Annotated in this window: 11 protein-coding genes; 9 read left to right on the top strand and 2 right to left on the bottom strand. The window is 63.3% G+C overall.

What is annotated here, in order from left to right; translation table 11 throughout:
• Positions 1–3: 3 nt before the first annotated feature.
• The 6 genes from I6F16_RS16595 to I6F16_RS16620 are packed head-to-tail and all read left to right on the top strand — an operon-like array spanning position 4 to position 5,825.
• Positions 4–1,923 carry an N-acetylneuraminate synthase family protein gene (locus I6F16_RS16595; protein ID WP_225111908.1) on the top strand — a complete coding sequence of 640 codons (1,920 nt, stop codon included), beginning with the start codon at positions 4–6 and terminating at the stop codon, positions 1,921–1,923.
• Positions 1,923–2,612: an acylneuraminate cytidylyltransferase family protein gene (locus tag I6F16_RS16600; RefSeq protein WP_225111909.1), complete on the top strand. Its 690-nt coding sequence runs from the start codon at positions 1,923–1,925 to the stop codon at positions 2,610–2,612. The genes I6F16_RS16595 and I6F16_RS16600 overlap by 1 nt, the downstream gene beginning before the upstream one ends.
• Positions 2,605–3,369, top strand: coding sequence for an SDR family oxidoreductase (locus I6F16_RS16605; RefSeq protein WP_225111910.1), 765 nt, complete (start codon positions 2,605–2,607; stop codon positions 3,367–3,369). Before I6F16_RS16600 ends, I6F16_RS16605 begins: the two co-directional genes overlap by 8 nt.
• Entirely contained in the window at positions 3,366–4,214 is an 849-nt protein-coding gene (locus I6F16_RS16610) for a TIM barrel protein (RefSeq protein WP_225111911.1), read from the top strand. The genes I6F16_RS16605 and I6F16_RS16610 overlap by 4 nt, the downstream gene beginning before the upstream one ends.
• Positions 4,211–4,972 carry an SDR family NAD(P)-dependent oxidoreductase gene (locus I6F16_RS16615; protein WP_036029860.1) on the top strand — a complete coding sequence of 254 codons (762 nt, stop codon included), beginning with the start codon at positions 4,211–4,213 and terminating at the stop codon, positions 4,970–4,972. Before I6F16_RS16610 ends, I6F16_RS16615 begins: the two co-directional genes overlap by 4 nt.
• Positions 4,973–4,985: 13 nt before the next feature.
• Positions 4,986–5,825, top strand: a complete 840-nt coding sequence (locus tag I6F16_RS16620) for an SDR family oxidoreductase (RefSeq protein WP_225111912.1) — start codon at positions 4,986–4,988, stop codon at positions 5,823–5,825.
• Between the two features lie 61 nt (positions 5,826–5,886).
• Here the strand turns inward: I6F16_RS16620 and I6F16_RS16625 are convergent, their stop codons facing one another.
• Positions 5,887–7,302: a DUF6418 domain-containing protein gene (locus tag I6F16_RS16625; protein WP_225111913.1), complete on the bottom strand. Its 1,416-nt coding sequence runs from the start codon at positions 7,300–7,302 to the stop codon at positions 5,887–5,889.
• 8 nt (positions 7,303–7,310) lie between these two features.
• Positions 7,311–8,168: a hypothetical protein gene (locus I6F16_RS16630; RefSeq protein WP_157784013.1), complete on the bottom strand. Its 858-nt coding sequence runs from the start codon at positions 8,166–8,168 to the stop codon at positions 7,311–7,313.
• 444 nt (positions 8,169–8,612) lie between these two features.
• Between I6F16_RS16630 and I6F16_RS16635 the strand changes: the two genes are divergently transcribed.
• The 3 genes from I6F16_RS16635 to I6F16_RS16645 are packed head-to-tail and all read left to right on the top strand — an operon-like array spanning position 8,613 to position 11,065.
• Positions 8,613–9,497 (top strand): class I SAM-dependent methyltransferase, encoded by an 885-nt coding sequence (locus I6F16_RS16635; protein ID WP_057028706.1) that lies wholly within the window; start codon positions 8,613–8,615, stop codon positions 9,495–9,497.
• 51 nt (positions 9,498–9,548) lie between these two features.
• Positions 9,549–9,869 carry a hypothetical protein gene (locus I6F16_RS16640; RefSeq protein WP_036029851.1) on the top strand — a complete coding sequence of 107 codons (321 nt, stop codon included), beginning with the start codon at positions 9,549–9,551 and terminating at the stop codon, positions 9,867–9,869.
• Positions 9,863–11,065, top strand: a complete 1,203-nt coding sequence (locus I6F16_RS16645) for an HAD-IIIA family hydrolase (protein ID WP_225111914.1) — start codon at positions 9,863–9,865, stop codon at positions 11,063–11,065. Before I6F16_RS16640 ends, I6F16_RS16645 begins: the two co-directional genes overlap by 7 nt.
• The last annotated feature ends 125 nt before the right edge of the window (positions 11,066–11,190 follow it).

The raw sequence follows: 11,190 nt of genomic DNA on the forward strand, positions 1-11,190 counted from the left end.
TTGATGACATCGCCCAAACAGCCTGCTCCGGTCCGCATCGGCAACCGTCTTCTGGGCGATGGCGAACCCTGCTACGTCATCGCCGAGATCGGCAACAACCATAATGGCGACTTCGACCGCGCCATTGCGCTGGTCGATGCCGCGGTCGCCGCCGGAGCTGATTGCGCCAAATTCCAGATGCGCAAGCTCGACGAGGTCTATCGCGCCTCGAGCCTGTCCGGGAAAGACGACGACCTCGCCGTCGAATATACGCTCGATCTTCTGCGCCGCTTCGAGCTGCCGACCGCACAGCAGAAGAAGATCGCCGAATATTGCGCAGCCAAGGGCATCGAGTACCTCTGCACGCCCTGGGACGCCAAGAGCGTCGCCGTGCTCGAAGGCTTCGGCGTGGAGGCCTACAAGGTCGCGTCCGCCGACCTCACCAATCTGCCGCTGCTCGCCCGCCTCACCGCCACCGGCAAGACGTTGATCGTCTCGACCGGCATGAGCACGACGGACGAGATCAAGGCCGCGGCGAAGTTCCTCGACGACCGGAATGCCAGCTACGTGCTGCTGCATTGCCAGAGCACCTACCCGGCCGCGCTCCACAACATTCATTTGCGTTTCATGGAAACGCTGCGCGAGATCCATCCGGTCGTCGGCTATTCCGGCCACGAGCGCGGCATTGCCGTTTCGACGGCCGCCGTCGCGCTCGGCGCCGTCGTCATCGAACGCCACATCACGCTCGATCGCGAGATGGAAGGTCCGGACCATGCCGCAAGTCTTGAGCCGGAGGAATTCAAGGCACTCGTCTCCGGCATTCGCGAGGTGGAAGCGGCCCGCGGCGAGAAGCTCGCCGAGCGCGCGCTGAGCCAGGGTGAGCTGATCAACCGCGAAAACCTCGCCAAGAGCCTGGTGGCCGCGCGCGACCTGTCGGCCGGCACCGTGATCTCCGAAAGCGACATCGCCGTGAAGAGCCCGGGACAGGGCCTGTCGCCGCTGAAGATGCCGGCGCTGCTCGGCCGCAAGCTGACGCGAACGATGGCGGCCGACGACTATTTCTTCCAGAGCGACCTCAATGAAGGCGCCGCGAAGGCGCGGCGCTACCGCTTCGACCGCCCCTGGGGCGTGCCGGTACGCTATCACGATACCGAACGCTTCTTGGAAATCTGCGAGCCCGACATCATCGAATTCCATCTCAGCTACAGCGACATGGAGCGCGATCCGGCGGCCTATCTGTCGGGCACCTATGATCTCGGTTTCGTGGTGCATGCGCCGGAGCTGTTTGCCGGCTCCAAGCTGATGGACCTCGCAACGCCCGACGAGGCGCTGCGGCGCTACTCGCTGGAGCAGACCCAGGCGGTGATCGACATCACCCGCGGCCTGAAGAAATTCTTCCCCAAGACCAAGCGTCCGCCCATCGTCGCCAATATCGGCGGCTTCACCATGGACGAGCCGCTGCCGCCGGAGGAGAAAGCCGAGCGCTACCGCATCTTTGCGCAGAGCTTGACCGAGCTCGACATGGAGGGTGTCGAGCTGACGCCGCAGACCATGGCGCCGTTTCCCTGGCATTTCGGCGGCCAGCGCCACCAGAACATCTTCATCTTCCCGGAGGAATCGGCCGCGTTCTGCGCCAAGCATGATTTGCGCATGTGCGTCGATATCTCCCACACCAAGCTCGCCGCCAATCATTTCGGCTTCGACTTCGCGCAGGGCCTCGCCCAGCTCGGGCCGCACACCGCGCATCTGCATTTCGGCGACGCCAAGGGCCTCGACGGCGAAGGTCTTCAGATCGGCGAAGGCGAGATCGATTTCGACGAGATCGGACAGGTGTTGCGCAAGCATGCACCGACGGCATCGTTCATTCCCGAAATATGGCAGGGTCACAAGAACATGGGCGAAGGCTTCTGGACCGCGCTCGAGCGTCTGGAGGGACACATCTGATGGCGCGCAAGACGCTGGCCGTGATCGCCGCGCGCGGCGGCTCCAAGGGCATCCCGCACAAGAACCTGCTCGATCTCTGCGGCAAGCCCCTGATCGCCTGGACGGTCGAACAGGCCCGCGCGGCGCGCGGCGTCGACGTGGTAGCCGTCTCGTCGGACAGCGAGGCGATCCTCGCCGCGGGCGAGACCGCCGGCGCGGTCGGCGTGCGGCGCCCGGACGACATTTCGGGCGACCTCGCCTCCTCCGAATCCGCCTGGCTGCATGCCCTCGATGCGACCGAGGCGCGACTGGGCCGGTTCGAGCGCGTGGTCGCGCTTCAGGCCACATCGCCGATCCGCGAGCCCGGCGACATCGAGAACGCACTTGAGACCTTCGATCGCGACCATCTCGACAGCCTGCTGTCGGTCTGCGAGGTCGAGGACTACTTCAACTGGCGGATCGGCGCGAACGGCCCGGAGCCGATCAATTACGACTATCGCAACCGCCGCATGCGCCAGCAGATCGAGAAGCGCTACCTCGAGAACGGCTCGTTCTACGTCCTGATCCCATCCCTCCTGCGCGAGCAGAACAATCGTCTCGGCGGCAAGATCGGCTTCCACGTCATGGATCGTCACAAGATGTTCCAGATCGACCGCCCCGAGGACGTCAAGCTTTGCGCCGCCATCATGCGCAGTTACGGCTATGCCTGATCTCAGCGCCTTCTCGCTCGCAGGCAAGATCGCGGTTGTCACCGGCGCCTCGCGCGGCATTGGCGCGGCGATCGCGAGCGGCCTCAAGGATGCCGGAGCCACCGTGTTCGGCCTCAGCCGGTCCGGAACCGCGCCGCAGGGCGTCACCGCCATGGCCTGCGACCTCTCCGATGACGGCGCGATCGAAGGCGCATTCCGCGCCATTGCGGCAAAAGGCAATCGCATCGACGCACTCGTGAACGCCGCAGGCATCAGTCTTCCGGCCGAAGGCGGCGAAAGCGAGCTCGCGCGCTTCCGCGCCACGGTCGCAACCGATCTCACCGGCGTCTACGCCACCATCCTCGCCGCCTATCCGCTCCTGAAGAACGCGGGCTCGGCGGCGATCGTCAACGTCACCAGCATCAATTCTGTGCGCGGCTTCCCCGGCAATCCCGGCTACGTCGCGGCAAAGGCGGGGCTTGCCGGGCTGACGCGCGCACTCGCCGCCGACTACGCACCGGACGGCATCCGCGTCAACGCACTTGCGCCGGGCTACGTCGCGACCGAGATGACCGCGAAGAGCTATGCCGACCCCGTCATGCACGAGGATCGGCGCCGCCACACCATGCTCGGCCGCTGGGGGCACCCCGCCGACATGGTGGGTGCCGCCGTCTTTCTCGCGTCGGAAGCCTCCGCCTATGTGACCGGCCAGGAGATCTTTGTCGACGGCGGCTGGATCGCCAAGGGCCTCGCCATCAGTTCGGATAGCACATCGTGACCGCAACGCTCGAACGCATCGGCTTCATGCAGGGACGCCTGTCGGCCCTGGTCGACGGCAAGATCCAGGCGTTCCCGTGGAACGAATGGCGCGAGGAATTTCCCCGCGCCAAGGCGCTCGGCCTGACGCGGATGGAATGGACCATCGACCAGGAGCGGCTGCGCGAGAACCCGCTGATGACCGAGTTGGGACAACAGGAGATTCTGACGCTGGCACGCGAAAATGGCGTGCGCATCCCGAGCCTGACCGGCGATTGCTTCATGCAAGCGCCGTTCTGGAAGGTCGATGCGGTCGTGCGCGATGCCCTCGTCAACGATCTCGATCTCCTGATTGCCGCCTGCAGCCGCATCGGCATCGCGTTCATCGTGGTCCCGCTGGTCGACAACGGCAAGATCGAGCGCGAGAGCGAGAGCGACACGCTCAAGCGGGTTCTGATCGCCCGCCGCGAGCAGCTCATAAGACAGAACGTCAAGATCGTCTTCGAGTCCGATCTGCCGCCGCGCGACCTCGCCCGCTTCATGGGGGCGTTTCCGGCGGAGGTCTTCGGCATCAACTACGACAGCGGCAACAGCGCCTCGCTGGGCTACGACAGCGCCGAGGAGATCGAGGCCTACGCGCCCCGCATTCTCAACGTCCATGTCAAGGACCGCGTGCGCGGCGGCACCACCGTGCCGCTCGGCACCGGCAACGCTGATCTCGCGAAGACGATCCGGCTGATCGAGCGCTCCGGCTATAGGGGACAATACATCCTGCAAACCGCGCGGGCCGGCGACGGCGATCACGCCGGCGCGCTGGCGACATATCGCGACATGACGGTTCGCTGGATCGAGGATGCCGCGCGATGAGGCTCGAGCTGGATGATCGCGTCGCGCTCGTCACCGGCGCCAGCCGCGGCATCGGGCTCGCGATCGCGACGACGCTCGCCGCAGAAGGCGCCAGAGTCGCGCTCGCGGCGCGCGGCGCAGATGCGCTCGATGCCGCGCGGGCTACGGTCGGCGGCAGCACGTCGGTTCACGTGGCCGATGTCACCGATCCGGCTGCCGCAGCGGGGCTGCTGAACGAGGTCGAACGGCAGTGGGGACGCCTCGACATTCTCGTTTGCAACGTCGGCAGCGGCGCTTCCGTGCCGCCGGGGCAGGAAAATGCGGCGGAATGGTCGCGGGTGATGGATCTCAATTTCTTCGCCACGACCAACATGATCGAGGCCGCACGGCCGCTGATGGCGCGCGGCAGCGGCGACCGGTCGATCGTCTGTATCTCCTCGATCGCCGGCATGGCGGCGCTGGGCGCACCCGTCACCTACTATGCCGCGAAGGCGGCGCTGAACGCCACCGTGCGCGGGCTGGCACGCCCGCTGGCGCTCGAGGGCATCCGCATCAATGCGGTCGCGCCCGGCAACATCCTCGCCGCCGACGGCACCTGGGCACGCAAGCTCGCCGAGAACAGGGCCGCGGTCGAGGACATGCTTGTGCGCGAGGTGGCGCTGCGCCGGCTCGGCAAGCCGGAAGAGGTCGCCGACCTCGTCGCATTCCTCGCCTCGCCGCGCGCGGCGTTCATTACCGGCAGCGTGATGGTCGCCGACGGCGGCCAATTGCGCGGCTGAACAGGAGCTCCCGATGGCAAGCCCGTCCTCACGCTATGACCTGACCGGCCGTACCGCTCTCGTGACCGGTGCAGGCGGCCTGCTCGGCCGGCAGCATGTCGCCGCGCTCTCCGAGGCGGGGGCGCGCGTCGTCGTGACCGACGTCGGGCTTGCGCAGGCCGAAGCCGCCGTTGCCGCGCTCAAGCAGAATGCGCCGTCCTCCGACCTGATCGCGCTTGCGATCGACGTCACCACACTCGATTCGGTGCGCGCTGCGCACGAGCAGCTTTCCGGCCGCGGCGTCTCCGTCGACATCCTCGTCAACAATGCGGCCATCGATCCTAAGGTGACCTCCGCACCCGGCGTGATGCATTCCTCCCGCTTCGAGGCGTTTCCGGTGCCGCAATGGCAGACCGAGATCGCCGTGGGCCTCACCGGCGCGATGCTGTGCGCGCAGGTGTTCGGCGGCGCGATGGCATCGCGGGGCCGCGGTGTGATCCTCAACATCGCCTCCGATCTCGGCGTGATCGCGCCGGACCAGCGGCTCTATCGCCAACCGCAGGTGACGCGCGAGGAGGAGCAGCCGGTGAAGCCGGTGACCTACTCCGTGATCAAGCACGGCTTGATCGGGCTGACGAAATATCTGGCGACGTACTGGGCCGATCACGGCGTCCGCGTCAACGCGATCTCGCCGGGCGGGGTCTTCAACAACCAGGATCCGGCCTTCGTCGAGCGACTGACGCGCCTGATCCCGATGGGCCGCATGGCCGAGGTCGACGAGTACCGCGCCGCGGTGCAGTTCCTGTGCTCGGATGCCTCGAGCTACATGACCGGGCAGAACCTGGTGATGGATGGCGGTCGAAGCGTGTGGTAGCCGCGGCGCGCCGCTCACGACGAGAGCGACACCGCTCTGCGCTGCTCGCCGGACGTAGCTCCTAAACTTTGGAAACCGCAGAGCGGCGAAACAAGCGAGTTTTGTCGGCGAGCACCCACGGGAGAACGGGACGGCCCAACATCTGCCAACGCTCCTCCAGAATGATCGCGGCGAACAGCGCGGCAATTTTGATCCAATATGTCGGCGTCGCCGCAAAGTTCAGCATGCCCCCGATGTACATGACGTAGAAGCCATACAGCACATAGAACGACAGCATTGCCGTCAGATATCGCCCGGCAACGATTGAGCGGATCATGATCGCGGAAATGAGCGCCGTGAGCCAGCCGGCTCCCAGCAGAAAGAACCAGCTCAAATAGGGACCAAACAGCTCGAAAAAGATTTCAGGAAATCCACCTGCGAATTGAAACCCGCCCGTGATGTGCTCCGTCGTCCGTGGCTCACCGATCGTTTCGGACATCAGGAACTGCGGTGTCGTGTTTCGTCCCGCAACGATGGGACGCCCGAACAGGGCATCGAAGGCACGGCGTGCATCCCAATCTCCGTTGACCAGAACACGCTGATAGGACGCCCATCCTATCTCTGACGGCTGCACGAGAGCGCGCTCCACGAAAGCGCCCCGCGCGGCCTCTCCTTCGTATCCTCTGACCCTGGTCAGATTCCAGTAGAGCGCGAATGCAATCATCGCGACCGTCGCCGCTATGATGCCGGTGCCCGCCAGCACGATGCGGCGATCGGCGATCCGAGGCAGCAAGCTTAACGAACGTCCGCCTGCAAAGCCTCGCGCCTGAACGAGCAAAGCCGCCGAGAACGGTATGATAAAGAATCCACAATATCGGTAGAAGGGCGAGAAGCGCCCACCTACGAGAAACATGTAGAAGATCATTGCAGCCAGCAAAACCAGAAAGCGATAATCGTATCGCCGCCGTCGCAACCACTCAGCGACGAACATGGTCCCCCACCAGAAGCAGACCATGTCGCCTCGCTCGATCACAAAGCGATGAAAAAAATTGGCCTGCTCGTTGAAGGTCCAACGCTCGATCTTGGCGAACAGTGGAATGACGCCCCCCTGGATCAGAGCGCCGAAAAGCAGGATCAAGAAAAGGACCGACACGTAGAATGTGACGTCCGACAGAGTCAGTTGAGATTGGCTCGGATGCGGCTCGGGAACTGGAGCCGACCGAGCCCAATCATCCAGCGCCTGCGCATTGAAGACCCAGAGGAAAGGAAGAAGCGTCAGAAAATAGGCGATCGACTGGAACACAGTCATGACGCCGGGACCAATGAACATCTGAAGCTGGGACGAAAGGATTGGCCCCGAGAGATCGATGTAGAACGAGGAGATCGTCCGCCACACGAAGGTAAACAAAAGAAAGGCGAGGCACAGGAAAATTGTCGATCTGAAGCGCAACAACCAAACGATGAAGAGCAGTATCGAGACACCAGCCAAAAGGGTCATGGCCAGCTCTACCCGACGCGGACCGATCGCTTCAGAAGGAAAGTCAAAAGGCCAATGAAAAGGACGATGCCCAAGCCCGCCAGAATGGCTCTTTGCACGAGATTGACCTCCCTGGGGCCTTCCATCACAGGAGATGATCCATCCTGCAGGCCTGTCATCCTCACGGTGCGCTCGCTATAGGTCAGTAACGCAATGCGCGTTTCGACGTTGAGAATTCCATCAACTGAGCCCCCGGGGCTCGACATCAAGGCCGTGCCATCCGGCCGAGCCGGCGTAACGTATATGTCGCCCTTCTTGAGCGAATCGCTCAGGCGCACCTTTGCATCTTGAAGGCTGTCGCGCACGGAACGCAACAATTCCATTCTGGGTTCAAGCAATTTCTGATGAACGGCCTGGATTGCGGCAACGGCCTGTTGAAGCAGGATCAGCGCCTCCTCCTTCGAGGCGGAACTTGCCTCCAGACGGATGATGGAATCGTCTATGACGATCCCGCGCAACGAAGCTCCGGCGAACGCCCCCCGGCGGTCGTGAAGTGCCTTGCGAGCATCGGCAAGTACACTGTCTTGGAACTGAATCCCTCCGATCCGTGTCACCAGCTCACGGGCACTCTCTACGCGCTCGACGGTCATCGCAGACCGGCCGAGAAGGCCGTCAAGGCTGGGCATTGTACCAAGTGCAATCGTCGCGCTTGCGGTCCAGGATTCCACCTTTCGGCCGACGTCCAGGGAACCGAGAGCAGCCAACAACATGGCTCCGATGGCGAGCGAAAGAACCCAATGCTTCCGTACTGTTCGGATAGCGACATCGGACCACCTCGCAAGCTGCGGACGAACTGAAGCTTGGGGCGCACGCTCGATCATGGGCATGTACTCTTGTCCCGGACACAATATGAACGGAAAGCTCCATACCGTGAATGGGGCGCCCGGTCGACATCATACTAAGCAATCTATGGTTGATTAATCGGCTCCTTTGCCAAATTCTCGAGGAACCATTGTGGCCCTGGCCGCCCTCGGTCCGTCCTGCCGTCTGATCCACCAAAGGTGACCCGCGACTTTCGTCAGGCTCAAGCCTTGGTCGCCCAAGCGGCCGCTGGACATGAGGGCGCTCTTGCTACCGGAACGAGTGCCGCCATCTCTGTGCTCCAGTCCTTGCATTGGGGCTGCGGCTCCCGTATGACCGAAACTAGCTATGTGAGTTGGTATCTGCCTCAAACAGGCAGAACATCGGCCTTTCTTGGACCTGCACCGTGCTTCAACGACCGCTCGTCAGCATCACTCCGATCGTGGCCATTCCGGCGAGGAAATGCTGACGTGCGCTGGCAAACAAAGGCGCGGGCGTTCTCCGTATTGTCGAACATTCCCTGGGGCGAAGACCTGCATTACGCCCTGCAGCGCTACGTCACACGACGGCTGCCGCGCCCCGAACGACAGGTCAGGTCCATCTATACGCTTGCGCAGCGGCTGCTGGGCGTCCACGACAGGTACAGCATCCGACCGTTACGGGATTCGACTTTTTACGAGTTCGGCGCCGGGCGGGATCTGATCATTCCTCTCGCCTTCAGTGCACATGGGGCGCGACGTTTCATCACCGTCGACATCGAGCGCTTGGCCAAGCTGGAACTGATCCGCGCCAACGCAGCCGTGATTTCTCGACTGAGCGGGACCGACCACCCCGACTTGAAGTCCGTAGAGGACCTCGAACGTTACTGGCACATCGACTACCGCGCACCGGCCGATGCGCGAACGACAGGCCTGCCAGCCGGTTCGATCGACTGCGCGGTCTCGGTCGAAACGCTCGAGCACATTCCCAAGAGCGACATCGCGGCGATCCTGAAGGAGTTGCGACGCATCATGCGCCCTGACGGGCTTATCCTCATGCAAATCGACTACGGCGACCACTTCAAAGGCTTCGATCCGTCCATCAGCTCATTCAATTTCCTGACCTATTCCGACGAGGATTGGGCGCCCTTCCAGTCTCGCTTCCAATACGTCAATCGTTTGCGCCATAGCGAATATCTGCAGCTGTTCAGAGAGGCCGGGTTTGAACTTCTCAGCGACCAACCAGACCGCCGGCCACCTGAGCAGCAGATCCTGGAACGGTTGGCACCGCGCTTTCGAAATTTCTCTCCGGAGGATCTGTTCACGCTAGGCTCCCTGATCGTTGGCCGCCCGACTGACCTGCCGAAAGGAAATTGAAGATCGCCAATTCTCGGCTGCTGCGACGGGCCCCATCCAAGAGATCTCGCGATGTGGACGATCACATTTGTCCTGACCTTGCTGTTCTTCCTGATCCAGCTCGGCACAGTTGGCTCCGCCAGAACCTACATCCTCTCGGACCCGTATACGATCGGCATCGTCCGGGCGACCAACGGCGCGCCGGCCGCCCATCTGTTCTCCAGTCTGGACACCGTGAACGAAATGATCGCAACAGGTGCAAAATCGGTCGTACGCACGACTCTGCAGCCGGCCGAAGGAGATCAGCGGCTTGCAGATACTTGCAGCCTGATCGCCCCTCTGATGCGCGTCGTGTTGCATCACTCATGCCATCGGAGGGACAAATCATGCTGAGACAAGCCGTCATCCTCGTCGGTGGGCTCGGCACCCGCCTTGGCGAACGCACCAAATCCGTGCCGAAGCCGATGCTCGAGATCGGCGGCCGGCCGTTTCTCGACACGCTGATCGATGAACTCGCCCGCTATCAGGCCTTCGATGAGATCCTGTTGCTTGCCGGCCACAAGGCCGACATCGTCGAGAGCCACTACGCCGGAGCGGCGCGGGGCCGGGCAAAGATCGTCGTGTCGCGCGAAACCGAGCCGCTCGGTACCGGCGGCGCGCTCGTGAACGCGCGCGATCTGCTGCACGACCGTTTCCTGCTGCTCAACGGCGACTCGCTGTTCGACTTCAACCTGCTTGATCTGATCGCGCGTGCGCGGGACGGTCGGATTCACATGGCATTGCGCGACGGCGTCGTCGGGGACCGCTACGGGCGCGTCGCGCTCGAGGGCAGCGTGGTGCGCGATTTCATCGCCCCGGGTGCGGGCGCCACGGGGCCGGTCAATGCCGGGATCTACGTCGTCAACAAGTCCGTTCTCGCCGATATCGCGAAGCTTCCCGCCTCCCTCGAACAGGACGTGTTTCCCGGCCTTGCCGCGCGCGGCGAGCTGCGCGGCACCGCCTATCGCGGCTATTTCATCGACATCGGCATCCCCGACGATTTCGCGCGCGCCGACCGCGAGCTGCGCGAGAAGCTGCGGCGTCCCGCCGTGTTCTTCGACCGTGACGGCGTGCTCAACCATGATTCCGGCTACACATTCGAGACGCACAAGCTCGAATGGATCGACGGGGCACGCGAGGCCGTGAAGGTCGTCAACGACGCCGGCCATTTCGCCTTCGTCATCACCAATCAATCCGGCGTCGCGCGCGGCTATTACGAGGAGCATCACGTCGTCACTCTGCACCGCTGGATGGCGGACCAGATGGCACTCGTCGGCGCGCATATCGACGCCTTCGAATATTGCCCCGATCATCCCGAGGGAACCGTGGCCCGCTATTGCCGCGTCAGCGACCGTCGCAAGCCGGCGCCGGGCATGATCGCCGACCTGGCGCAGCGTTTCCCCATCGACATGGCGCGCAGCATGGTGATCGGCGACAAGCCGAGCGACCTCGAGGCCGCGCAGGCTGCCGGACTTCCCGGCCATTTGTTCCAGGGCGGCAATCTCGAGGCGTTCGTAAGAGCGCGCCTGAACGCGGCCGGCAACACTTAGATGGCGCGTCAAAAACTGCTGCATTCCCGGGCATTTGTTAGCTTTCGCACCGCTGCTATGTTGCGCGCGACCGCCAGTATGCTATAGCGCCATCTTGTTGCGAAGACTGGCTTAATCGCCTTTTG

It is taken from the genome of Bradyrhizobium sp. IC4060 (assembly GCF_020193715.1).
Taxonomy (GTDB): Bacteria; Pseudomonadota; Alphaproteobacteria; order Rhizobiales; family Xanthobacteraceae; genus Bradyrhizobium; species Bradyrhizobium yuanmingense.

Bases quoted from the DNA above. Each gene is read 5' to 3' on its own strand.
- I6F16_RS16615 (WP_036029860.1), top strand. From the start codon at position 4,211: ATGAGGCTCGAGCTGGATGATCGCGTCGCGCTCGTCACCGGCGCCAGC.
- I6F16_RS16630 (WP_157784013.1), bottom strand. From the start codon at position 8,168: ATGCCCATGATCGAGCGTGCGCCCCAAGCTTCAGTTCGTCCGCAGCTT.
- I6F16_RS16620 (WP_225111912.1), top strand. From the start codon at position 4,986: ATGGCAAGCCCGTCCTCACGCTATGACCTGACCGGCCGTACCGCTCTC.
- I6F16_RS16645 (WP_225111914.1), top strand. From the start codon at position 9,863: ATGCTGAGACAAGCCGTCATCCTCGTCGGTGGGCTCGGCACCCGCCTT.
- I6F16_RS16605 (WP_225111910.1), top strand. From the start codon at position 2,605: ATGCCTGATCTCAGCGCCTTCTCGCTCGCAGGCAAGATCGCGGTTGTC.
- I6F16_RS16625 (WP_225111913.1), bottom strand. From the start codon at position 7,302: ATGACCCTTTTGGCTGGTGTCTCGATACTGCTCTTCATCGTTTGGTTG.
- I6F16_RS16595 (WP_225111908.1), top strand. From the start codon at position 4: ATGACATCGCCCAAACAGCCTGCTCCGGTCCGCATCGGCAACCGTCTT.
- I6F16_RS16640 (WP_036029851.1), top strand. From the start codon at position 9,549: ATGTGGACGATCACATTTGTCCTGACCTTGCTGTTCTTCCTGATCCAG.
- I6F16_RS16600 (WP_225111909.1), top strand. From the start codon at position 1,923: ATGGCGCGCAAGACGCTGGCCGTGATCGCCGCGCGCGGCGGCTCCAAG.